Origin of the sequence: Streptomyces sp. SLBN-8D4 (genome assembly GCF_049739545.1) — a bacterium.
GTDB classification, from domain to species: domain Bacteria; phylum Actinomycetota; class Actinomycetes; order Streptomycetales; family Streptomycetaceae; genus Streptomyces; species Streptomyces canus_C.
Map to the genome: position 1 here is coordinate 9,954,043 of NZ_JBMGQC010000001.1, position 22,021 is coordinate 9,976,063.

The following is a 22,021-nucleotide window of genomic DNA, read 5'->3' on the forward strand; positions in this document are numbered from 1 at the left end:
CCTTGATCCGGGCAGCGTGCTCGTGGGAAGGGTTGAGGAGGCGGTGGTCTGGTACGAACGGTTGCTGGGACGCCAGGCCGATGCCGTCACCGGCAGACTGGCGTCTCACCATGAGCGAGTCGCTCCAGGTCTTCGGGGGCGCCGAGCGTGCTGGTCCAGCGCTTCTCTATCTGGAGGTGCCTGCTCTGGACGAGACCATGGCGCGGCTCAAGCAACGCGGCCTGAACACGGAGCCGGTGCATACCGGTCGAACAGGCACCCGGTTTGCTGCTCTGCACGACCTGAACGGTAACCGGATCACGCTGCTGGAGAATCCGGTGGCCTGAGGGCCGCTGTGCCAGGCCGGGGACGGTGCGGCGGCCGGGGACGGGCGGACTCTGCGGCTCGCCTTCGCAGACGTGTGGGCCTTGGGAGTGCCTGAGACGGCTGGCCGGTACGAGGAAGCGGCCGACGGCTGGGCCCTTTGTGGCTGAGGGCCGGTGGATTTGGAGGCGCAGGTTCCACTGCTTCACCGGGCCCCAGCGATGAGGCCCGGTTCCCGGGAACGTGGCATTTACGCGGTTTGCCCGGTGAGATGTCCAGGACCGGGACATGCCTGTGGCTCCGGACGCATCCGGAGCCACAGGCAGTTGCTGCTTTTCGGGTTACCAGCGATACCAGCGTCCCTTGCGGCCGCCCGTGTCAGCGGAGCGCATGACGAAGCCCAGGAGCCAGACGACCAGCACGATGACGGCGAGCCACCACAGTGCCTTCAGCGCGAAACCCGCGCCGAAGAGGATGAGAGCCAGCAGAAGAACGACAAGCAGGGGAACCATAGTTATCAACCTCCGTCGCTCCTGATGCCCGGCGAATGCAAGAACACACGGTCGATTTCCCTGGTTTCTGCACTCCTCCTGCGGGCACTGGACTCAGTTTCTCCACGATGTTCAGCCCGCCGCCGGACCGAGTTGAGCGCGATGGCCGGGGGAGTGACGGGAGCTGAAGTCCTCCCCGCCAGGGCGCCGCTCGCGGAAGTGCGGGGTGGCGGGTCGTAGTTGGATGTGGGTGTCGAGGCCGGTGCCGGGTGTGGGGTGGAGGGTGATGGCGCCGCCGGAGCGCCAGAAACGGTCGTAGGCGCGCTCGTGGTCGGCCGCATTCATGCCCGGTCCCTGGTCGATGATGTGGAGCTCGCTGCCGGGCCCGCGGTGGAGGGTGATGGTGGTGCTGGGCGGGGAGACGCGGAGGGCGTTGGCGAGGAGGTTGTCCATGATCTGCCCCAGCGCGCCGGGGATCGCCCACACGCGGCCTGCGGGCGGGCCGGTGATGTCGCGGGTGACGTACTGCTCCGCGGCCAACGACTCCCACATGGCGACCCGGTCGGCAAGGACGGTGTCCAGGTCGACGGGTTCGGCGGTGGGGGCGGCGTTCTCCAGGCGGGCCGGGGAGAGCACGCCCTGCACCGTCCGGCCGAGGCGTTCGAACTTGCCGTTGTGGCGGCCGCGTGCGACTACCAGAGCCAGCGGTCGAGGAACTCGGCCCAGATGAACCCGTGGTAGCCGTCGAAGGCAGGTGGGTCGATCTTCTTGAGTTCGTGAGAGAGCCCGCTGAGTTCGGCCAGGGCTTCGTCCTCGCGGTCATCCGGGTCGCTGAGGATCTCGGATTCGCTGACGTGCAGGCCGTAGTGGTGCAGGGTTCGCAGCCACAGGTCGATGGAGGAGTTGGCGAACCATGCCTCGCGTTGCGGAAGGACGTAGTGGACCGTGCCTGTCGCGAGCTCGACGCCGAACGACCATTCCAGGCCGGGCACGAGGTCACCATGGCGGTTCCGGGTGAGGCGCTAGAGCGACCTGCCGTCCGACGTCTGAAGTACTGGAGCCGCTTTCACCTGGAACGATATGTACTCGATCGACTGATCAACGATGGGGATCCCGACACTGGCCAGTAGTGCCTTCTGCTCCTCGGGGATCTGCCAGCCCGACACTACTGCCGGGTCTGCCCTTGCAACGTTCGTGCCTTCGCGATAACGGGGGACGGGGCCTGAAGGACGAGCTGTTGGATGCGGAGGTCCTGCCGCGCTGTGGCGGGACGCCGATCTCACGCAAATGGACTTGAAGGCTGACCGGGATCATCGGGCTGTCCTGGCCGGCGGCCGGGGACGCAGGCCTGCGGAGGACGCGCTCCAGTTCAGGCGCACCCCGGTGTGCAGCCGTGGGGCAAGCGCGTAACACGCTCGCGACCAGGCTGGTCAACGAGCTGGTCGAGGCCGCGGACGAGAAGGTGCTGGCCAAGACCATCGCCCGCTACGGCCGAGTCGATCTTTTGTGCATCGACGAGCTGGGCTGTATGGAGCTGGACCGCAGGGGTGCTGAGCTGCTGTTCCGGGTTCCGACGGAGCGGGAGGAGAAGAAAGCGCCGCCATCGCCTCGAACGAGAGTTTCAGCGGCTGGACCAAGACCTTCACCGATCCCCGCCTCTGCGCGGTCATCGTCGACCGCCTGACCTTCGGCGGCAAACTGATCCAGACCGGCACCGACTACTACCGCCTCGCCATCACCCAGGCCCGCGCCGCTGCCCAGGACACCACAGGACAGGCGCGGGCCGATCGACGTCGCAGTCGCGATTCTGCTGTCGGCAGACCCCCTGAACGGCACATCGACGCCTGTCAGGATGGCTGGCATGGGGAGGAACACGGCGGTGCGTCGACTCGACCTGGGATACTTCATCCGGCCGGCTTCAGAGACAGGCGGCCCACAACCGCGAGTCGAACCCGTGCTCGCCTATCTGGTGCAACACGAACAGGGACTGATCCTCTTCGACAGCGGTATCGGCAGCGCCGACCCCGAGACCGAGGCACACTACCGACCCCAACGCCGAGCACTGCAAGAGGCACTGTCTGCGGCTGGAGTCGCCCTCGGCGACATCTCTCTGGTCGTGAACTGCCACCTTCACTTCGACCACTGCGGCGGTAATCCTCTGCTGGGCGGCAAGCCGATCCTGGTCCAGGAATCCGAGCTGGCCGCCGCTCGCCGGGGCAACTACACCATCGACGAGCTCGTCGACTTCCCCGGCGCAGCCTACGAGGAACTCACCGGTGAGACCGAGATCTGGCCGGGCGTCTGGATCATCCCGACACCCGGGCACACCCCAGGACATCAGTCGCTGGTCCTTCGGCAAGACGACGGCACCGTGATCCTTGCCGGCCAGGCTCACGACTTCGCATCCCAGTTCGCGTCGGACCAGCTGGCCCGCCGGGCCGCTCTTCACGGCGTGGAACAGCCGCTTCCTGACTACGCGCACTGGTTGGAGCGACTTGCCGACTTCGACCCGCGACGAGTGCTCTTCGCCCATGACTGCTCGATCTGGGAACCGTCACACGGCAACTTCTAGAACTGACCTGGCGACGCGGAACCGCGTCGTCCAGAACAGAGTCGGCTGATCCGGCGGTCATCACCACGGCCCGTGAACGAACCAGATCACTGCGGGAGTGGTGTCGCCTCTCAACGACATTCCACGGCCCTGCGATCGACAAGTGGTGTCTTTCCCGACGGCGGCCGGCACCTGTAGCTGCGGCGCTGCGGGCGTTCCCCGCTGGCAGCGACGACGCCCAGTGCCTGTCGGCGGAACAAATCGGCGCCGCCTTCCTCACCCGCCACCGCAGGCCCACGCGATGACCGCTTGTGCCACGGCGCTCCGGGCGGCGACGCCGACGGTTCAGCGCAGGGTACGGACGAACACGTCCCCGATCAGGTTCGTGTCCTCGGGCACCAGCCCCGGGTAGTAGGAGTCGAACACGGCCGTCGACTCGTCCGCGCTCAGCGCCGCGCGCCCCACGGTGACAGGCTTGCCGTCCTGTCCCGGTGACAGCAACTCCTCGTGGCCGGTCCGCAGATCGCGCAGGACCAGCCCCAGCGACCTGCCATCCGCGTCCGCGGTGTCCAGCAGCAGCTTCGAGCCGTGCACCGACAGGTCCGACACCGAGGTGAGATCCGTGGGGGAGTGGCCGTCGTACCGCTGGAGCGTGCCAGTGCGCAGGTCACGGACGAAGGCGTTCCAGCCGCCATTCTGATCGACCTGCGGAACCAGGTTGGTGGCCCGTGAGTTGAAACCGACCTTGGAACCATCCGGACTCAGCACCGGACCGACGGCCGACATGTCGGCCGTCGCACCGTCATGGGTGGCATCGGCCTGTACGGTTCTTCCGGTGACGCGGTCGTACACCAGGATGTCGCCCTGATCGTCGTCGGCCGGCCCGGAGTAACCCTCCAGATAGGCGACCTTGCGGCCGTCGGCGCTCATCGAGACCTGCTGGCACTGGTGGAAGTTCTTCGACCCGTCCGAGGGTCGGCTGACCCGCCGGACCTGCTGCGTCCGGCGGTCCAGGAGCATGACCCGGCAGGCGTAGGCGCCGTTCTCGTCGGTGTTGGGCCGGGCGACGAAGGCGACGTAGCGGCCACCGGCGCTGATCGGGGCGACACCGTAGGACACGTGGTAGCCCTCGTCCATCGCAGGTGCCAGGCGTTCGGTCTGGCCGGTCTGCAGGTCCATGACGTGCACGGACGACGTCCCGGTCGGGGTCGAGTACGAGTTGAAGGTCAGGTAGCGCCCCGACTCGGACAGCTGTGGCGTCGACGTCGTCTCACCCGGCACCACGACACGCTGCAGCGGTGCGCCGGGAGCCGTCCGGTAGAAGATGCTGTTCGGCACGTCCGTACCGGGCACCAGGTTGCTCGCCGACGATTGGAAGGCCACCACGCGTCCGTCCGCGCTGACCACCGGCTGCACCGAGTGGTGGTTGCCGCCGGTGCCGTCGGGGGCCACGCTGATCCGTTCGGTGCGCGGGACCTGATCGGCGTCGGCCGCCCCGGCCGGCCAGGAGACGCAGGCGACAGCGACCGCCAGGACAGCGGTCATGGACATGCGTAAGGAAGGTCTCATCAGGTGGCTCCCCCTTCGGCCGGGGACGGCCACCGCCGTCCCCCGTACCCCGTGCCCCCGGCCCGGCGCAGAAGACTCACGAGGATGCACGAGATGAAAGCGCGTCGTCTGCCAGGGGTCAATGGGTCCGCACTGGTCGGTCCCGTTCTCGGCCGTCATCGGTGGCTCAGCACGTTGACCACCCGGCCGTTGGGGACACGGACGAAGAACCGTCTCAGGGCGTGCAGATCTCTAACCCGCGGCTTCCCGGTCGGTGGGTCGTTGCTCTGGTATGGGTGGGCTGGAAGTACAACGGGCGTGACCGGGTGCGAGGATATCGACGCCTGGCTGGACATTACGCGCGCATGCTGCCGGGGTTGACCATCACCGATGTCCGTGTGTGGCCGTATGTGAAGGAAGATTGCTATGTGCTGGAATGTAACGGCACCTGCCCGTCGGTGAACGATTGCAACCAGCGTTACATCAACATCTCGCGCTTCAAGGACGGCAAGCTGATCCTTTTGCGCGAATTCTGAACACCACCGAGGCCCTCCGTTAGTTCTTCACCGCCGTCAACTCAGGGCGTGGTCAAGTTCCGTTCAGGTTGGGCTTGTAGGTGATGCCCAGAATCCGCGTCAGCCCCCGGAGACCAACTCGCGGTCCTGCCCCAGCTCCTGAAACCCCATCAACCCTGGCACACCGACTGCACGACGCAGCCCTGGTGTCGAGACCGATCCATGTCTCCGGCACGCGATGATGTTACAGACAGCCAGGATGAGGCCCCGTCCACAGTTCTTGACAATCCTCGACGCTCAGACGTTGGGGACCTGTAGTTTGTCCCAACTGGTCTCGCCGGGTATGCCGTTGGCGGCGGCGCCGTCGAAGCCGAGTTTCTTTTGCCAGGCGGCGTAGGACTTCACATCGCCCGGGCCCCATGCGTCGGCGTTGGCGTGGGACTGGTACCGGTCGCAGCCTTTGGCGACGAGTCGGTGGTGCATTGCGGCGATGATCGGCGATTTCCGTCCGGTGTGGAAGAACGACGCACCGGGGAACGGCTCGAACTTGCCGGGGTCGCCATCCATGTGCTGCTTGTAGGCCCCGTTTGTGAACGTGGACCATTGTTTCCAGTCGTGTGCGTCTTTGATGGCCTTCGCCGTCTTGGCGTTGTAGAGCGGATCTTTGAGTTTTGCCTCAACCCTGAGTGCGTCCGGTGGGGAGAACTGCCCCGGGTGCTTGAGTGAGCGTATTTGGAACAAGCCTATGGACGGCCCCCACTTGTGGTCGACCAGATGCTGGTCCCCGATGATGACCGGGTCGCCCTTTGACTCTGCCATGGCGACAGCCGCGGCGATCTTGATGTCGCTGCCGGTAAACCCTGCCTGTGTGGCGAGTGCGCGCAGCTCGGCCAGGCTCATTTTCATTCCCGACGCCCCTCTCTGCCGCTGCAAGCCATCCCTGAGGGGCGCTCAACGCATGAGACCGGGATCCTTGTCGCTGCGCCTCTGCGGGGGCGAACAGCTCTGCGAAGCATGAAGATCGGCATTTCTAAGATATTGCAAGGTCAGGTATGGGGCAAGCGCAGTGTCGACGAACTGGTGCACGGTTGAACGAAATCGCCGCGTACTTCGGTCTGGCCCGTGTTCACAACTGTGGTGTCGAGTTCAGATCCATGGCCTGCTGGTCGACAACAGTCCGGCGAGTGCTGATGGGGTCTTCGCCGGATCGCCGGTCTGGGCGCCCGCCCCCTGACCGCCGGCACAGTGTGCGCCGTTCGCTCAGCTGAAGGCCCGGCACCGATACGTCGGCCGTACGCCGCGTCCTGCCCGTCTGATCCTGTGACAGTTGTGGCTGCGTCAGCCGCGTCTGACTCTTGACTATTGCCATCAAGAGAGGTCTGGTCGTGTGAGCCCCGGCAGACGGGGCCGACCGTTTGCGCTTCTCGGTAGCGCGCCGCCGAGTTCGGCGCGAACTGGTCGTGGTGAAGCCTCCGAACCCCCAACAAGGAGTCCGCATGGCACCGCGTATGAGCCGTCGCACCATACTGACCGCCGGAGCGAGTGCTGCCGGCCTGTCCCTGCCCGGCGTTGCCGCGTACGCGGACGACCGTGCAACCACCAGCGTGAGATTCACCCTGAACGCCCAGGTGCTCGACGGCGGAGAGCAGGTCACGTCGATCACTCTCAGGACCTCCCGGCTGGGCCCGATCGACCCGGCCGGCCTGACCACCGACACCTTCAGCGTGCGCGCCAAGGCCGTCAGCCCGTTTCCCGTCGCCCCGGACGACATCATCTTCGGCGAGTACGACCTCGACCGCACAGTGACCGCGGTCCGGCTCGACCACCGCGGTGACATCGTGCTCGAACTGAGCCATGGCGAGGGACAAACCGGGGGCGGCACACTCGGCTACCTCGCGGGCGCGGGCCGCAACGTGATGCTCGACCTCGTCTACACCCTCATCCAGCACGCCCCGATCCCCTTACGCAACCACCGGACGATCACCATCGACAACTTCGTGCAGGACCCGCGACTGTCGGACCCCGAGGTGGATGCCTTCAGCTCGCACGTCTCCGGCTCGGGAATGAAGTACCGCCTGTACTCGCCCACCGCCTACCACGCTTTTCGGCACAAGAAGCGTCCGCTGATCGTGTGGCTGCACGGCGGAGGTGAGGGCGCCTCACTGCCCAACGACTACTACGACAACGAGACCACGCTGCGCGCCAACCGCGGTGCCCTGGGCTTCGCCACCCCCCAGGCGCAGCGCATCTTCGACGGCGCCTACGTCCTCGCCCCGCAGAGCACCTCGTACTGGATGGAGGACGGCCCCCGCTTCGCCCCCCTCATCCACGAGATCATCAGCGACGTCACGCGCCGCAATAACATCGACCGCAACCGGATCTACGTCGCGGGCTGCAGCAACGGCGGCTACATGAGTCTGAAGATGACCACCGTCCATCCCACTCTGTTCGCCGCATCGGTTCCGATCTGCGGCGTCGTCGAGTCGTTCCCGCCCGGCGGTCCAGCCTTGATCCCTGACAGCGACCTGGCCCGGATCAGCACCCCCACCTGGCTCGTCACCTCCCGCGACGACCCCACCGTGGACCCGCAGGCCAACACCGTGCACGCGCGCGACGTGATTCCCGGTTCCCTGATGACGCTCTACGACCACGTCGTCCGCAACGGCTACCAGTTCAACGGCCACTGGTCGTGGATCTACGTGGCCCGCAACGACCCCAGCATCAGCGGAACTCACATCTGGCAGTGGATGGCCGCCCGGCACCGTCACTGACGGGCAGGTGGGGGGTGCCCTTTCTCTTTGGTCAAGTGGATGAGGGCGTTGTTTCAGTCTGTGGGTGCGGGATCGATGCCCTTGTGTGAGAAGGTCCGGCCTGTTGGGGCGTCGGGGGAGCGGACTGCCTCGTAGCAGTGGCGGTCGGAGACGATGTGACCCGGACCGAATCGGACCGACCGGTGGCACTGCTCAGGCCAAGGCGGACGGGCGCCAACACCGGAACGTACGCCAACGACCTCTACGGCCCGACGACCGTGAGCGCCCAGGGCGACGATGTCATCATGCAACTGGGGCCCAAGAAACAGCGGTTCACCCTGCGGCACCACGACGGCGGCACATGAGTTCTGCTCGCGGACACTGAGCGTTTGCAGAGTCGGGGGTACAGGGTGGGGACGATTGCAGCCCGGCTCCACCCCTACCGCGGAGCAACCGCCCCGTCATAAACATTCCCCGGCGTAACAACCCCCGTCACCGCCCGAGCCAGCAGCGTCGACGGCTCTTGACCCCCGCTGCTGATGTCCGTGTTGATCATGATGACCAGGGTCGCCTTCTTCGAGGGCAGATACACCGTCACCGTCTGGTACCCCGGGATCGAACCGTTGTGGCCGATCCACCCTCCCGTCTCGAAGATGCCGAGGCCGTAACTCAGGCCCGGAAGCCCCGTCGGCAGCGTCTTCAGCCTCTGAGCCCGGGTCTCGGGGCTGAGCAGCGACCCGGTTGCGACGATCGGCGCCCAGCGGCGCAAGTCGTGCAGATTGGAGATCATCGCGCCGGCCGCCCAGGCCCAGCTGGGGTTCCAGTTGGTGGCGTCGGCCACCTCGCGGGTCAGGGTCTGGTTCGTGTAGCCGTGTGGGTGTGGCTCGGGGAATTCCGGGCCCTGGGGGAGCAGCGTGTGGTGCAGGCGGGACGGCCGCAGCACCCGGCTCTCGATGAAGTCGGCGAGGCTCTGGCCGCTGACCTTCTCGATCACCAGGCCCAAGAGGACCAGGTTGGAGTTGGAGTACTGGAACTGCGTGCCCGGCGCGAAGGTGTTGTCGTGGCGGTAGCCGTACGCGAGTACCTCCTGCGGGGTGAAGTGGCGCTGCGGGTCGCTCAGCAGGGCGCGGGCGAAGTCCGGGTCGGCGCTGTACGGGAACAGGCCGCTGCGCATCCCGGCCAGGTGGCGCAGGGTGATTCGGTGTCCGTTCGGTACGCCGTCGACGTAGTGCGAGATCGGGTCGTCCAGGCGGATCCGACCGTCGTCTACGAGTTTGAGCAGCGCGGTGACCGTGAACGTCTTGGTCTCGCTGCCGATCCGTAGGAAGGCATCGGAGGTCATCGGGCGGCGGGTGGCGGTGTCGGCGACGCCGGTCGCGCGGACGTAGCTTCCCTTGCCGGGCAGCCAGACGCCGACCACGGCACCGGGGATGCCTGCCTGCCGGCGAACGTCCTCGATCGTCCTGTCCAGGCGGGCGGTCAACTCTGGGCCGAGGCCGCCCGGCGGGTAGTCGTCCCCGTAGGGCCGGTCGACCCCTGTGGTCTGGGCGGTTGCGGCGGGAGCCACTGCCGTCGGGACCAGAGCGGCGCACGCCACGAACAGCGTTGCGGCGAGCATCCGGAGGTGGGGGATACGTCGCATCTGCGGGGCTTCTTTCAGTTGCGGGCTCGGACGGCAGCAACCTCACCATTGGCAACGCGTCGTAAAGGGCCCCGCCAGATCACGTACCGTTGAGTCCACTCGTTCGGAGCCTCGCGGGTGGTCGACACGGTTACTGCCCCAGGGCCGTCCCACGGTTCGCTGATCCAGGCGGTGGACGTCTCGCAGTGGCCACTCGCCAATGCCGGCACTGTCCCGCGCCGCTCTCGCCGGGTGCGGTCGCTGAGGATGCGGATGACAGGGCTCGGCTACAGGGCTTGGCTGGACGACTCTGTCAGGGGACTCGGCTTCGAGACCTCGCCCCCGATTCCCGTCTCGTTGCCGTACTGCTCCACGCTCACCGGCCGCAGGTCCCGCTCAGCGATCCGTGCGACCTCGGTAGCGGGGTCCTCCAGCCGGATCAGGCTCACAGCGCCGCCCGCCCTGCTCACGTTTTCGACGATCTACACGTAAAGCTCCTCGCCCAGCTGCCACACCGCCTCGACGTCGCTGGGGTAGAAGGTCGGTTCCGCTCCGAGCAGTTGCTTGTACCGGCACCTTGGCTGCTCGTCAAAAGGCAGACCCCACCGCGCGGCAGGACTCGTCGGATGACAGTCATCCCCACCGCGCGTCGTCGCGTGTCACCACACGACAGCCGTGCTAACAGGTAATACTCGGCGTCGCCGCATCATCAGCCGGGGCTCAGAAACAGGTTCGAGCGACACAATCACACGACGGAGACGTCGAGTTGAATTCCACCGGCACGAGCACGTAGAACTGCGGCAACAGGGTCCCCAGGATCTCGGTCGGCGAGACTCCCGTGCGACGCACATGCCTCAAGGTCGGACCGGCAACAGCTGCTCAGCCGCGTTCCTGCACGAGCTTCACGCAGTGACCCTCTGGACTACTGTGCACTACCCCAACAACGGGGCGGTGTTCGCCGTCATGACGGCGGTGGCGTAGGCGGCCCGGCTGCTCCGTACGGTGATGTTTGGTCCGGGCCGCCGCTGCTGCCCGATCGGTTTCGGAACCCTCCCCCCTCCCCGGTGCAGTGGACCAGTTGGGATTGGACCAGGGCACCGGGAACGGTGGTGCGGCGAGGAGGCGTCCAGTGCGGCCGACGAGCCGTATCCCTTGCCTGGTTGCAGGGTGGGGGCTGCTCGCCGGTGCGGCTCCGGCCTGTGCCGAAAGGACACGGGCCGGAGCCGCACCGCGCAGGACGCGAGGGGGTAGTCAGTCCGCGGATCGAACGGTGGGCATGGCGAGTGTGACCGGACCGGCACCGGCGCCGCTCTTGCAGGAGTCGTGGCAGTCCTTCTCCAGGCTGCAGCACAGGGAGCAGATCGCCCCGGAGTGGAAAGCGCAGTTGGCCACGTCGGGCCGCTCGAAGTCGGTGGTGCACACGGTGCAGGTGAGCGTGACCGCCGACGGCAGGCCGTCGGCGTCGAGCAGCGGTTCTGCCAGGTCGTCGACGCGGGCGATGTAGTACTTGCCCTTGGTCAGCACGGCGAAGAGCGGTGAGAGCACCATGGCCAGGAACAGGGCGATGAAGGGGGAGTACGCCTTGCCGTAGTCGCCGAAGGCGTTGAAGTAGGCGGCGATGGAGACCGCCGAGGCGATGAGCATCGAGCCGAAGCCCACCGGGTTGAAGTTGTACAGGTGGGCCCGCTTGAACTCGATGTACGAGGGGCTGAGCCCCAGCGGCTTGTTGATGACGAGGTCGGCGACCACGGCGCCGATCCAGGCGATGGCCACATTGGAGTAGAAGCCGAGGACCGTGTTGAGGAAGCCGAAGACGCCGCCCTCCATCAGGGCCAGCGCGATCCCGACGTTGAGGAAGATGTAGACCACGCGGCCGGGGTGGCGGTGGGTCAACCGGGAGAAGAAGTTCGACCAGGACAGGGAACCCGAGTACGCGTTCGTCGAGTTGATCTTTATCTGGGAGAGGATCACGAAGAACGTGGCCAGGCCCAGGGCGACGGGCGCGGCGAAGGTCTTGAAACCGTGGACGTACTGCTGGATGGGCTCGTTGGCCTTGCTCAGTCCGACGCTGCCGGCGATGAAGAAGGCGAGGAAGGCCCCGCCGATCTGCTTGGCCGCGCCGAGCACCACCCAGCCCGGGCCTGCGCTGAGCACGGCACCCCACCACTTCCTGCTGTTCTCCGGCGTCTTGTCGGGCATGAAGCGCAGGTAGTCGACCTGCTCACCGATCTGCGCGATCAGCGACAGCGCCACGCCCGCACCCGCGCCGATGCCGAGCATGCTGATGCCGGAGCCGGTCGGGGAGTTGCCGGCGAAGTGGGTGAACTGCGAGAACTTGCCCGGCTCCTGAATGGCGATGGACACGAACGGCGCGACCATCAGCACCAGCCAGACCGGCTGCGTCCACACCTGCATCTTGGACAGCGCCGTCATGCCGTAGATCACCAGCGGCAGGATGATGAGGGAGCAGATCAAGTAGCCGACGGCGAGCGGGATGTGCAGGCCCAGCTCCAGGGCCTGCGCCATGATCGAGCCTTCGAGGGCGAAGAAGATGAAGGTGAAGCTGGCGTAGATGACCGAGGTGAGCGTGGACCCGAGGTATCCGAAGCCCGCGCCGCGGGTCAACAGGTCCATGTCGATGGAGTACTTCGCCGAGTAGTACGAGATCGGGATGCCGGTCAGGAAGATGACCACCGCCGCCGCCAGGATGGCCACCATGGCGCTGGAGAAGCCGTTGGAGATGGCGATCGAGCCGCCGATGGCGAAGTCCGCGAGATACGCGATGCCGCCCAGCGCGGTCGTGGCGACCACGTAGGGGCTCCAGCGGCGGAAGGACTTCGGCGCGTAGCGCAGCGAGTAGTCCTCCAACGTGTCGTTCTGCGCCCAGTTGTTGTACGTCCGTCCGCCCGAACTCGTCGGCGGTGCTTCCTTGTCGACGATCTCCGTCACGACATTCCCTCTTCCCAGCACTGGGGACGACCCGAGTGACCCCGGGTGATTGCACGGAAGAGTCACGCCGCACTGTTTCTCGAAGGTTTCGCTTCCTTTAAGGGGAAGGTCTTTAACGGGCCTTTGTTCAATGCGCGTAGATAGTGCGCCAACAGGAGCGGAGCCGCGTGGGCTGGAGCGCCCGTCCATGGGCGAATGCGGCGAGCGAACGGCCCGATTGAGTACGGATGCCTCGCCTGCGCCAGATGCTTCCCGTAGAAAGTATTTCTGTGGCAGGGTAATGTCAACGGCAGGGAGCGGGGTCAGAGTTGGGTGACGATGTGGAAGTCGAAGGCATCCGCCCGTGCCAGGTACAGCCGTTGGGTGAGATGGTTGCCGCGCAGCCGCAGTACGCCGCGCGGGCCCTCGTAGGAGACCGTTTCGCCCACCGCGCACATCGTCCGCACGTCCAGCGACCGCGCCCGCTCGGCCAACGCCGCCAGCAGGCGGACCCCTTCGAAACACGACTCGCCCAGACTGCCCACGACGGGTGCCTCCACACCGAACCGCGCCGCGTACCGGGCGCTGAAGTCCAGGCTCTCAGCGGTCGCGAGCGTCTCGAAGAAACCGGCCGTCGCCCACAGCCCCTCGGTGGCCTCGGCACCGGTGGCCAGCAGGATGTTCTCGTCCATATGAGTGCTCAGCCGCAGGCACCGCTGGTGAAGGCCGTACGCGGCGAACGCCCGGTTGAAGCGTGCCGCGTCGTCGCCGACCAGCAGCATCAGCACCGCGTCCGCCTCGCACCGCTCGATCCGGCGCAGCACCGGCCCGAACTCGTGCGTCCCCAGCGGCACGAAGACCTCGTCGTGCACCAGGCCGCCGCACGCCTGGACGTATCGCCGTGCGCCGCGTGCGGTCACGCGCGGCCACACATAGTCGTTGCCCACCGTGCACCAGCGTCGCGCGCCGGTCGCCTCGGCCAGCAGCCGCATCGCCGGCAGCAGTTGCGCGGCATCGGTCTCGCCCGTCAGGAACACGCCGGGCGTACGCTCGCCGCCCTCGTACTGGGCTGTGTAGACGTAGGGCACGCGGCCCGCGATCCGCGGCAGCAGTGCCTGGCGCACGGCCGAGGTGTGCCAGCCCACCACCCCGTCGACGGCGTGCAGCGACACCAGGGCCTCGACCTCGGCCGCCACCTGCTCCGGCGATGCCCCGCCGTCCACCGTGACCAGGCGGACCTCCCGGTCCAGCACGCCGCCCGCGGCGTTCAGTTCCTCCGCGGCCAGTTGTGCGGCCAGCTCGCACGACGGGCCGAAGACCCCCGCGGGCCCCTGCAGCGGCACGACCAGGGCCACGACCAGCGTCGTGCTCGCATCGCCGTTCCCGCAGGGCGGCACCGGATGCACAGACCACCTCCGTGAGGGCACTGGGCGTGGATCCCGGTTCGGGCCCCGGCGCCCTTGCGGAGGCTCGTAATCTGTCCGAACACTAGACCTATCGGAAGGACACCGGCAATGCCGTCCGAACCCTCCTCCCCGGACCTTGCCCACCTTCTCAGTCACGCCGAGCGGCGCCTCGGCCGGCGCTTGAGCGCGGTGTTGGCCGAGGAGGGCTGCTCGGTGGAGGAGTGGCGCGTCCTCTCGGCCGTCGCCGACGGGCAGGGCCACCCGATGTCCGAAATCGCCGAGCATGCCCTCATGCCGGCGCCCACTCTGACCAAGCTCGTCGACCGTATGGTTGCCGGCAACCTGGTTTACCGTCGGCCCGACCCCGACGACCGCCGACGCGTCCTGCTCCACCTCACCGCCCGCGGCCGCATCCTCCACCAGCGCGCCGCCCACCGCGTCCACTCCGACCAGACCCGGCTTCTCGATGCCATCGGTGACCGGGGAGAACTCGCCCAGCTCCTGCCTCTGCTGTCGGCAACGGTCGACGGATTGCCTGCGGTGGCGCCCAGCAGGCCGCGGAGTTGAGCTTTTCGGTCAATGGCTGCGGTCTCGTCCCTGTGCGGCGAAGCCGGGCCTGCGCTCCAGCGTCCTGGCGGTCGCGCGAGTGAGGGGGCGACCGGGTTGGCGTGACGGTCGACGGGTGGGGTGAAGCCCTGCGTGCGCTCTCCTGGTCTCGGGCGCCGAACCCCCGCCTGCAGAGACCGACTTCCCGTACGACGATGCCGAGCAGGAGGAGAGCGGCCGTCGCAGAGGAGGAGCTGTGCTGATCACGGCGAGCGTGGCGGTCGTCGTCCTGGCGCTGGTGGTGGGCTGGTTCATGTTCGGGCGTGGTACGGCAGACGACGGCAAGGTCGATGTACCCGACCTTGTGGGTCAGGCCCTGGAGGAAGCGCAGCGTACGGCGGACCACGTCGACCTCACCGTCACCGTCTCCCAGCGGGAGCCTTGCGCCGACCAGCCTTAGGGCCACGTCTGCCGGCAGAGCCCGCTGGAAGGGAGCATCGCCAAGGGCGAGGCCGTCTCGGTCACCCTCTCCACCGGTGCGCCCAAGGTCGAGGTGCCGGACGTGACGGACAAGGACGAGGACGACGCGTCCCGGATCCTGGAGGACAAGGGCACCGCCTACACCATGGGCGGGCCTGCAGCGACGAGCGTCACGGCAGGACGGGTGGGACCGGCAGCAACTGAGGTGTCTAAGGTGCCGTGTCACAACCCATGGCCGTGTCCTCGCCCGACGGGTCGGCACCGGCGTCCTGGGTGACGACGACCACGGTGCTTCCCGCCTCCACCTCGCTTCCCGCCGCGGGGGTGCTGGACGTCACCAACGCGTCGGACGCCTGGGAGTACCCGGTGGCAACACTGACGTGGAGGCCGAGCGCACACGGTTCCGGACTCGGCGCTGCTCTCGACCTCGGTCGCGTTCCCCAGCTTCAGGTTCTGCTCGGCCAGCAGATTCCGGGCCTCGCTCACTGCTGCCGGTAAGGTCCGGGACGGTGGCCTTCTCCGCCTCCTTGGCCACCGTGAGGTGATCGCGGCGCTGCCCCACATGCGCCGCCGCCGTGGGCACCTGATGGCCGTCACCTCCATGGCCGGGCTCATGGCCGTGCCCGGCATGTCCGCCTACTGCGGCAGCGAATTCGCCCTGGAGGGCATCCTGGAGGCGCTGGGCAAGGGAAGTCGCCCAGTTCGGGATCCACGTGAGGGCGATCGAGTTCGGCTCCTTCCGCACCGAGTGGTCGGACCCAGGGCGCCGGCATCACGCGCGGCGGACGGCTTTTCGTGGGCGTTACGTCGGTGTGCTCGGGGTCGCTCGGACGTGCCCAGTGGTGCCGCCCGGTCGTGCCGGCTCGGTGAACTGGTCGAACAGCGTGACGGCGGCCCGGGTCAGGAGGGACCAGCCGTCCTGTTGCTCGGGGTCGTCCAGATCGGCGTATCCGGCGATCCATCGCATATGGAAGCCGTCGAGCAGGGCCGCGAGAGTGGTGGCAAGGTGTTCGACCTTGTAGGGCGCGCGCATCCGCAGTCCGTAGGCGTCGAGCAGGGCCTGGTACGCCTCACAGGCGACCTTGGTGAACGAATCGCCGTAATGCCCGAGGGACTCGCGTACGCGTGGATTGGCCGCACTGGCGTAGAAGCCGAGCATCACACGGTAGATCGGGTCGACACGGTGGTTCTCGTGGTTGTGGGTGAGTACGCCGTTGAGCGCTTCCTGCCACGTGAGGCCGTTGTCGATCGCTTCCTCGAAGCGGCGGATGCTGTCCGGCAGGCTCGGGACCAGTTCGGCCTGGCGGGTGGTGAGGTGGAACAGGAGTTCCGCCTGGAAATCCGCCTGTGCCGGCCAGATCTGGTAGATCGATCCGGTCGTGATCGCCGGCGCCCGGTCGTCGCCCAGGCGCTCCCGCATGATGCGCGTGGCTTCCTCGGTGACCTGCTTGACACGGATATGGGCGAGGGCGGCAGAGACGGCTGCCTCACTGGTGTCGCCCGTGCCGGCGCATACGAGCTTGGTGGCCGCTTCGAGCATCAGCGCCCGCGTCTCCTCAAGGGAACGTCGCGGGAGCCGACGCCGCCCAGCTTCCGTTGTCATGCCCTGCCTCTCCTCATTGCATGATCGTTAATTCGGTGTCACCAAGGCGTTGACACGGCGCAAAGCCTACACCTAGATTCCAGCTCCGTAAGAAAGTTACGAAAGCTCGAAAGGCTGAATGATCAGGCCTTTCGTACCCTTCGAGCCAGTCCGCCGCGCCGGTCACCCCGGGCCGCCCGCAGACTTCTCGCTGCCTGCCGCCTCTCCTTCCGCATGCCCCGCCGGGCACCGCCCTGCCCTTTTCCCACCACGGAGGATCCCGCATGCCCGCAACCTCACGTCCCCGAAGACTGGTCCTCGTCTCCGCCGTCACGACGTCCCTGTTGGGCATCTCGGCGTGCGGCGGTGCGAGCACACCCGCATCGACATCGACCGCCGGCTCGCAGGCGGCCTCCTCCTCCGCTGCGGACTCCCGCCCGTCGAGCGCCGTCGTGACCGACTACCTGCGTTACGTGGGAGGCAAGGCAGGAAAGGCCGACGGAAGCCTTTCCCCCATCGGTCTGGGCTGGGTGAACGTGGAGGGCGGCCCTGGAGGCAACCCCGAGGCGACCGCGGGCGCCCGCGCCGCCGTGAAGTACGTCAACGAGAAGCTGGGCGGGATCGGCGGGCATCCGCTGGAACTGAACGTCTGCACTGTGGTGTCGGCAGAGGAGGAAGGACAGAAGTGCGGCCAGCAACTGCTCGGCGACAAGAGTGTCTCGGCCATCGGTGTCGGCAACCTCTACCTCGGTGACGCTTCCTTCAACGCCGTGGTCGCGGGCAAGAAGCCGGTGCTGGTCGGGGTGGCGACGGGCCCGACCATGCCCACGGCGAAGAACACCTTCAGCACCTTCGGCGACCTGCCGCACATCTTCGGCGCCTGGGGGACGTACTCCCGCGATGTGCTGAAGGCGAAGACCGCGGCGGTGATCCACACGAACACGCCGGGGGACAAGATCGCCTCCAGCGCGGCGGTGAAGGGACTCGAGGCCGCCGGTCTGACAGTCAAGTCCGTCGGATTCGACGCCCAGGCCACCGATCTCATCGGCCCGGTCACCGCGGCGGGGGCGAGCACCGCCGACGTCGTCGTGCCCATCACCATCGGTTCCGGATGCGTCGGTGTGGCCAAAGCCCTGAAGCAGCTGGGGGTCACCAAGCCGGTGGTCGCGACACCGCTGTGCATGTCTCCGGACGTCGCCCAGGGTCTCGGCGGCGACCTGCCCGCCTGGACATACGGGGTCGCCCAGACACTGACGGCCGATTCCTCGGCAGCCGACTCCAAGGCGTTCCTGACCGCTTCGGCACAGGTGGGGCTGGACAAGGACACAGCAGCCAAGGTCTTCGCACCGCTGGCCTGGAGCACGGTGCTGACGTACGCCAAGGTCTTCGACTCCGTCGGCCCCGAGAAGATCACTCCCGCGACGGTCACCGAGCAGCTGAGGAAGTTCACCGGGCCGGTCATCATGGGCGCCGCCGAGGTCAAGTGCGGCAAGTACAAGGACGCCCCCGCGGTCTGCAACGACCAGGCGCGGTTCTACCAGTACCAGGGCAAGGGCCAGTTCAAGCCGCTGACCGACTGGATTCGCCCGCCCCAGTGAGCCCCGCTCTCACCCTCCCACGGGCCCTCGGGCCCACCCCCGTGCCGACGGTGCAACCGTCCCTCCCCAGCGGAGCGCCGTCGGCACGGGACTCCCACCGTCATGACAGGAGTCATGCATGGATCAGATCCTGCTCTTCGCCGTGCTCGGACTCGGCCAGGGAGCGTTGATCGCCGGTATCGCGCTCGGCGTCGTGGTGACGTATCGGGGCTCGGGCATCATCAACCTGTCCACCGGTGCCGTCGCCATGGCCTCCGCCTACATCTTCTGGGCGCTCACCTCCGGCTTCTTCGGCTTCACCCTGCCGACCGTGGCCGCTCTCATCGGAGCGCTCGTGGCCGCGCTCGCCATCGGAGTGCTCATCGAGGTGGCGGTGTTCCGGCCACTGCGCACCGTCTCACCGCTGGCCAAGCTCGCCGCGTCGCTCGGCATCCTGCTCACCCTGCAGGCCACGGTGCTGCTGGTCTTCGGCACCCAGCCCCAGCAGGCACCGAGCGTCCTTCCCGGCGAGACCGTCACCGTGCTCGGCATCACCACTCCGGCGGACCGGTTCCTGCTGACCGCACTGATCATCACGATCGCCCTGGCTCTGGGCGCCCTGTACCGGTGGAGCCGGTTCGGCCTGGCCACCCGCGCCGCTTCGGAGAACGAACAGGCCGCGCTGCTCGCGGGCCTGTCCCCGAACGGCATCTCCCTGGCCAACACCCTCCTGGCCGCCGTGGTCGCCGGGCTGCTCGGCGTCCTGGCCGCGCCCATCGTCCAGGTCGACTCCATCACCCTGCCTCTCCAGGTCGTCCCCGCCCTCGCGGCAGCCCTCTTCGCCGGGTTCACGTCGCTGTGGATCGCCTGCACGGCGGGCATCCTCATCGGAGTGCTGCAGTCGATCGTGTACTACCTCTCCACGCAGAGCTGGTTCCCGACCGACAACGGCAACGCCATGCCGGGCCTTCAGCAGCTGCTGGTCTTCGTCCTGATGGTGGTCGCCCTGTACGTCCGGGGCGCGGGTCTGCCGCGCCGCGGGGAAGCCGTCGAACAGCGGCTGCCCGCCGTCCCCCTGCCCGAACGGCTGCTACGTCCCGCCCTGTTGTCCGCGGTCGTGGCCGCGGTGGCCCTGGTGGTCCTGCCGTTCGACTTCCGTCAGGCCCTCACCAACTCGATGATCGGCATGGTCATCGTCCTGTCGTACGTCGTCATCACCGGCTACGTCGGACAGATCTCCGTGATGCAGCTGGCCATCTCCGGCACGGCGGGCTTCGCCCTCTCCCACCTCGCGGTCCAGTTGCGCATTCCCTTCCCCTTCGACGCCCTCGGCGCCACCGTGCTGGCCACACTGCTCGGCGTGGCCGCGGGCATCTCCGCCCTACGGGTCCGCGGTGTGAGCCTCGCCGTCGTCACCCTGGCCGCCGCCCTGGCCATGGAACAGGCCCTGTTCGGCAACACCTCCTTCGGCGGCACCGCCGGTGTGTCCGTACCTCCGCCGCGCCTGTTGGGGGTGAACCTCGGCCCGGGAGCGGACTTCCGAGGTCTGGACGGCAACGAGCCCAGCCCCATGTTCGGCTTCCTCGTGCTGGCCGTCACCGTCTGTCTCGGACTGTACGTCGCCCATCTGCGGCGCACCGGTCTCGGCAGGCGCATGCTCGCGGTCCGCTCCAACGAACGGGCCGCCGCGGCGGCGGGCGTCGACGTACGGGCGGTGAAGATCGCCGCCTTCGCGATCAGCTCCTTCATCGCCAGCGTCGCCGGCACCCTGTACGGCTACAACTTCGGCTCTGTCAGCGCGGCCCGCTTCACCGCGCTGGCCGCTCTGGGCCTCATCGGCTTCGCCTATATCGGCGGCATCACCATGGTGTCCGGAGCCGTGATCGCGGGCCTGATGTCGACCGAAGCACTGCTGCCGCACGCGCTGGACACATGGTTCGGGATCAAGGGGACCTGGGCGCTGCTGTTCGGCGGCGTGTCCCTGATCGTGACACTGATCGCCAACCCCGACGGAATCGCGGGCGCCAACCACCGCCGCAGGACGGCGAAGAGAGCCGCACGTGCCGCGGCCCAGGGGAGTGCGCCGGACGGCCCGCACGCCGCCGGGCAGCACCACGCACCCGCCGCGCTCGACACCACGGAGGTCGCCTCGTGAACGTACTGTCGGTCCAGTCGCTCAGCGTCAGTTACGGCGGAGTGCACGCGCTGAGCGAGGTGTCCCTGGACGTCGGGCAAGGCCAACTCGTCGGGCTGATCGGCCCGAACGGCGCCGGCAAGACCACCTTCGTGGACGCCGTCACCGGCCTCGTCCCGGCGCGTGGACGGATCAGTCTGGACGGTCAGGACCTCACCGGTCTGCCGCCGCACGCGCGAGCCCGACGCGGCCTCGCCCGTACTTTCCAGAGCAGCGAGCTCTTCGAGGACCTCACGGTCGCGGAGAACCTCCAGATCACGGCGGACCGGCCGAGCTGGTGGAGAGCACTCGGCGAAACCCTCGGCCGCCGCGTGTCCCCCGACGCGGCCGCCGCACAGGCCCTGTCAGCCCTGGGACTTGAGGATCTCGCGCACGCCCCGGCCCACCAGCTGTCCCAAGGACAGCGCAAACTCGTCGGCGTGGCCCGGGCCCTGGCCGCCCGGCCGCGCGTCGTCTGCCTCGACGAACCCGCCGCCGGGCTGGACACAGCGGAGAGCGCCGAACTGGGACGCCGCCTGCGTGCCATCGCGGACGACGGCACGTCCCTGCTCCTCATCGACCACGACATGAGTCTCGTCATGGGCATCTGTGACCACCTGGTCGTCCTGGAATTCGGCAAGGTCATCGCCTCCGGGCCCCCCGCGCAGGTCCGCAACGACCCGGCCGTCATCACCGCCTACCTGGGGGCCTCCGCCGTCCAGCCCCCTGCTGCCACTGCCTCCCAGCTGCACGGCGGCACACCATCCGCCGACCACCCGTCCAAGGCCGCCACCACCACACCGGAGCCATCATGAGCACCCCTGTTCTTGAGGTGAGGGGACTCACCGCCGGATACGACGGTGCCCCAGTCGTCCGCGACGTCGACCTGACCGTGGCGGCGGGACAGGTCGTGGCCCTGCTCGGAGCCAACGGGGCCGGGAAGACCACTACGTTGAAGGCCATCTCCGCGCTGCAGCGCCCCATGGCCGGCACGGTCGTCTTCGCCGGTTCGCCCCTCGACAGAATCCCGGCCGCGACCCGCGCCCGTCTCGGCATAGCCCATGTCCCCGAGGGGAGGGGCATCTTCTCCGCTCTCACCGTGGCGGAACATCTGCGCCTCGCCCATCGGGGAGAGCGCCTGGACGAGGCCGCCGCCTACCGTTACTTCCCTGTCCTGTCCCGCCTCAGGGACCGCAGGGCAGGCCTGCTCTCCGGCGGCGAGCAACAGATGCTCGCCATGGGGCGCGCACTGGCCCGGCGCCCGAAACTGCTCCTGCTCGACGAACTCAGCCTCGGCCTGGCACCCATCATCGTGGAGGAGCTGCTGCCCGTCGTACGGCGCTACGCGGACGACTCCGGCTGCGGAGTACTGCTCGTGGAACAGCACGTCGGCCTGGCCCTCGAAGTCGCGGACCACGGCTACGTCCTCTCCCACGGCGAGATCACCACCCACGCCGCGGCCCGGGAACTCGGTGCCGACCAGGCCAGGATCGTCGCCGGCTACCTCGGCGAACACCCCGTCTGATCCATCCGCCCCCGGGCTTCGAACA

Annotated in this window: 22 protein-coding genes and 2 pseudogenes; 14 read left to right on the forward strand and 10 right to left on the reverse strand. The window is 67.7% G+C overall.

Annotation, left to right across the window (positions count from 1 at the left end; genetic code table 11):
• Positions 1-110 precede the first annotated feature (110 nt).
• On the forward strand, positions 111-326 hold the full coding sequence (locus tag RKD20_RS45205; RefSeq protein ID WP_424883510.1) for a VOC family protein: 216 nt from the start codon (positions 111-113) through the stop codon (positions 324-326).
• Between the two features lie 318 nt (positions 327-644).
• Here the strand turns inward: RKD20_RS45205 and RKD20_RS45210 are convergent, their stop codons facing one another.
• The 3 genes from RKD20_RS45210 to RKD20_RS45220 form a co-directional block, all read right to left on the reverse strand.
• A complete protein-coding gene (locus RKD20_RS45210) occupies positions 645-815 on the reverse strand; it encodes a hypothetical protein (protein WP_020121623.1) in 171 nt (56 codons plus the stop codon).
• 111 nt (positions 816-926) lie between these two features.
• The gene (locus RKD20_RS45215; protein ID WP_424882843.1) at positions 927-1,430 is read right to left on the reverse strand and encodes a sensor histidine kinase; all 504 of its coding nucleotides are present in this window, start codon (positions 1,428-1,430) and stop codon (positions 927-929) included.
• Between the two features lie 56 nt (positions 1,431-1,486).
• A complete protein-coding gene (locus RKD20_RS45220) occupies positions 1,487-1,786 on the reverse strand; it encodes an SUKH-4 family immunity protein (protein WP_424882844.1) in 300 nt (99 codons plus the stop codon).
• Between the two features lie 416 nt (positions 1,787-2,202).
• Here RKD20_RS45220 and RKD20_RS45225 point away from each other — a divergent pair.
• Positions 2,203-2,555, forward strand: a pseudogene (locus tag RKD20_RS45225) (ATP-binding protein); the annotation flags it as partial.
• A 100-nt stretch (positions 2,556-2,655) separates the two neighbouring features.
• Entirely contained in the window at positions 2,656-3,366 is a 711-nt protein-coding gene (locus tag RKD20_RS45230) for an N-acyl homoserine lactonase family protein (protein WP_424883480.1), read from the forward strand.
• A 324-nt stretch (positions 3,367-3,690) separates the two neighbouring features.
• Here the strand turns inward: RKD20_RS45230 and RKD20_RS45235 are convergent, their stop codons facing one another.
• A complete protein-coding gene (locus RKD20_RS45235) occupies positions 3,691-4,896 on the reverse strand; it encodes a hypothetical protein (RefSeq protein WP_424882845.1) in 1,206 nt (401 codons plus the stop codon).
• 293 nt (positions 4,897-5,189) lie between these two features.
• On the opposite strand from RKD20_RS45235, the gene RKD20_RS45240 reads away from it, so the two are divergent.
• Positions 5,190-5,429 (forward strand): hypothetical protein, encoded by a 240-nt coding sequence (locus tag RKD20_RS45240; RefSeq protein ID WP_424882846.1) that lies wholly within the window; start codon positions 5,190-5,192, stop codon positions 5,427-5,429.
• A gap of 276 nt (positions 5,430-5,705) precedes the next feature.
• Here the strand turns inward: RKD20_RS45240 and RKD20_RS45245 are convergent, their stop codons facing one another.
• Positions 5,706-6,308, reverse strand: coding sequence for a peptidoglycan-binding protein (locus RKD20_RS45245; RefSeq protein WP_424882847.1), 603 nt, complete (start codon positions 6,306-6,308; stop codon positions 5,706-5,708).
• A gap of 596 nt (positions 6,309-6,904) precedes the next feature.
• On the opposite strand from RKD20_RS45245, the gene RKD20_RS45250 reads away from it, so the two are divergent.
• The gene (locus RKD20_RS45250; RefSeq protein ID WP_424882848.1) at positions 6,905-8,179 is read left to right on the forward strand and encodes a prolyl oligopeptidase family serine peptidase; all 1,275 of its coding nucleotides are present in this window, start codon (positions 6,905-6,907) and stop codon (positions 8,177-8,179) included.
• A 155-nt stretch (positions 8,180-8,334) separates the two neighbouring features.
• Positions 8,335-8,523, forward strand: coding sequence for a hypothetical protein (locus RKD20_RS45255; protein WP_424882849.1), 189 nt, complete (start codon positions 8,335-8,337; stop codon positions 8,521-8,523).
• Positions 8,524-8,597: 74 nt separating this feature from the next.
• Here RKD20_RS45255 and RKD20_RS45260 read toward each other — a convergent pair whose 3' ends face one another.
• The 4 genes from RKD20_RS45260 to RKD20_RS45275 all read right to left on the reverse strand — a co-directional run bounded on the left by RKD20_RS45260 (position 8,598) and on the right by RKD20_RS45275 (position 14,113).
• Positions 8,598-9,800, reverse strand: coding sequence for a serine hydrolase domain-containing protein (locus RKD20_RS45260; protein ID WP_424882850.1), 1,203 nt, complete (start codon positions 9,798-9,800; stop codon positions 8,598-8,600).
• 266 nt (positions 9,801-10,066) lie between these two features.
• Positions 10,067-10,249, reverse strand: a complete 183-nt coding sequence (locus tag RKD20_RS45265) for a hypothetical protein (protein ID WP_424882851.1) — start codon at positions 10,247-10,249, stop codon at positions 10,067-10,069.
• Between the two features lie 781 nt (positions 10,250-11,030).
• Positions 11,031-12,728, reverse strand: a complete 1,698-nt coding sequence (locus RKD20_RS45270) for a purine-cytosine permease family protein (protein ID WP_424882852.1) — start codon at positions 12,726-12,728, stop codon at positions 11,031-11,033.
• A 302-nt stretch (positions 12,729-13,030) separates the two neighbouring features.
• A complete protein-coding gene (locus tag RKD20_RS45275) occupies positions 13,031-14,113 on the reverse strand; it encodes a substrate-binding domain-containing protein (protein ID WP_424882853.1) in 1,083 nt (360 codons plus the stop codon).
• Between the two features lie 108 nt (positions 14,114-14,221).
• Between RKD20_RS45275 and RKD20_RS45280 the strand changes: the two genes are divergently transcribed.
• From RKD20_RS45280 to RKD20_RS45295, 4 genes and pseudogenes are all read left to right on the forward strand, one after another.
• A complete protein-coding gene (locus RKD20_RS45280) occupies positions 14,222-14,680 on the forward strand; it encodes a MarR family winged helix-turn-helix transcriptional regulator (protein WP_424882854.1) in 459 nt (152 codons plus the stop codon).
• A 235-nt stretch (positions 14,681-14,915) separates the two neighbouring features.
• Positions 14,916-15,119, forward strand: coding sequence for a hypothetical protein (locus RKD20_RS45285; RefSeq protein WP_424882855.1), 204 nt, complete (start codon positions 14,916-14,918; stop codon positions 15,117-15,119).
• Between the two features lie 251 nt (positions 15,120-15,370).
• A complete protein-coding gene (locus RKD20_RS45290) occupies positions 15,371-15,637 on the forward strand; it encodes a hypothetical protein (protein WP_424882856.1) in 267 nt (88 codons plus the stop codon).
• 49 nt (positions 15,638-15,686) lie between these two features.
• Positions 15,687-15,921, forward strand: a pseudogene (locus tag RKD20_RS45295) (SDR family NAD(P)-dependent oxidoreductase); the annotation flags it as partial.
• A gap of 20 nt (positions 15,922-15,941) precedes the next feature.
• Here RKD20_RS45295 and RKD20_RS45300 read toward each other — a convergent pair.
• On the reverse strand, positions 15,942-16,742 hold the full coding sequence (locus RKD20_RS45300; protein WP_424882857.1) for a hypothetical protein: 801 nt from the start codon (positions 16,740-16,742) through the stop codon (positions 15,942-15,944).
• A gap of 263 nt (positions 16,743-17,005) precedes the next feature.
• Here RKD20_RS45300 and RKD20_RS45305 point away from each other — a divergent pair, with 263 nt between their 5' ends.
• The 4 genes from RKD20_RS45305 to RKD20_RS45320 all read left to right on the forward strand — a co-directional run bounded on the left by RKD20_RS45305 (position 17,006) and on the right by RKD20_RS45320 (position 21,996).
• On the forward strand, positions 17,006-18,319 hold the full coding sequence (locus RKD20_RS45305) for an ABC transporter substrate-binding protein (protein WP_424882858.1): 1,314 nt from the start codon (positions 17,006-17,008) through the stop codon (positions 18,317-18,319).
• A 118-nt stretch (positions 18,320-18,437) separates the two neighbouring features.
• Entirely contained in the window at positions 18,438-20,453 is a 2,016-nt protein-coding gene (locus RKD20_RS45310) for an ABC transporter permease subunit (RefSeq protein ID WP_424882859.1), read from the forward strand.
• Positions 20,450-21,286, forward strand: a complete 837-nt coding sequence (locus RKD20_RS45315; protein ID WP_424882860.1) for an ABC transporter ATP-binding protein — start codon at positions 20,450-20,452, stop codon at positions 21,284-21,286. Before RKD20_RS45310 ends, RKD20_RS45315 begins: the two co-directional genes overlap by 4 nt.
• The gene (locus RKD20_RS45320) at positions 21,283-21,996 is read left to right on the forward strand and encodes an ABC transporter ATP-binding protein (protein ID WP_424882861.1); all 714 of its coding nucleotides are present in this window, start codon (positions 21,283-21,285) and stop codon (positions 21,994-21,996) included. The genes RKD20_RS45315 and RKD20_RS45320 overlap by 4 nt, the downstream gene beginning before the upstream one ends.
• Positions 21,997-22,021: the final 25 nt, after the last annotated feature.

Excerpts from the sequence above, each read along its gene's own strand:
- RKD20_RS45205 (WP_424883510.1), top strand. The coding sequence starts at position 111 with ATGAGCGAGTCGCTCCAGGTCTTCGGGGGCGCCGAGCGTGCTGGTCCA.
- RKD20_RS45210 (WP_020121623.1), bottom strand. The coding sequence starts at position 815 with ATGGTTCCCCTGCTTGTCGTTCTTCTGCTGGCTCTCATCCTCTTCGGC.
- RKD20_RS45230 (WP_424883480.1), top strand. The coding sequence starts at position 2,656 with ATGGGGAGGAACACGGCGGTGCGTCGACTCGACCTGGGATACTTCATC.
- RKD20_RS45235 (WP_424882845.1), bottom strand. The coding sequence starts at position 4,896 with ATGTCCATGACCGCTGTCCTGGCGGTCGCTGTCGCCTGCGTCTCCTGG.
- RKD20_RS45245 (WP_424882847.1), bottom strand. The coding sequence starts at position 6,308 with ATGAGCCTGGCCGAGCTGCGCGCACTCGCCACACAGGCAGGGTTTACC.
- RKD20_RS45250 (WP_424882848.1), top strand. The coding sequence starts at position 6,905 with ATGGCACCGCGTATGAGCCGTCGCACCATACTGACCGCCGGAGCGAGT.
- RKD20_RS45260 (WP_424882850.1), bottom strand. The coding sequence starts at position 9,800 with ATGCGACGTATCCCCCACCTCCGGATGCTCGCCGCAACGCTGTTCGTG.
- RKD20_RS45280 (WP_424882854.1), top strand. The coding sequence starts at position 14,222 with ATGCCGTCCGAACCCTCCTCCCCGGACCTTGCCCACCTTCTCAGTCAC.
- RKD20_RS45290 (WP_424882856.1), top strand. The coding sequence starts at position 15,371 with ATGGCCGTGTCCTCGCCCGACGGGTCGGCACCGGCGTCCTGGGTGACG.
- RKD20_RS45300 (WP_424882857.1), bottom strand. The coding sequence starts at position 16,742 with ATGACAACGGAAGCTGGGCGGCGTCGGCTCCCGCGACGTTCCCTTGAG.
- RKD20_RS45305 (WP_424882858.1), top strand. The coding sequence starts at position 17,006 with ATGCCCGCAACCTCACGTCCCCGAAGACTGGTCCTCGTCTCCGCCGTC.
- RKD20_RS45310 (WP_424882859.1), top strand. The coding sequence starts at position 18,438 with ATGGATCAGATCCTGCTCTTCGCCGTGCTCGGACTCGGCCAGGGAGCG.
- RKD20_RS45320 (WP_424882861.1), top strand. The coding sequence starts at position 21,283 with ATGAGCACCCCTGTTCTTGAGGTGAGGGGACTCACCGCCGGATACGAC.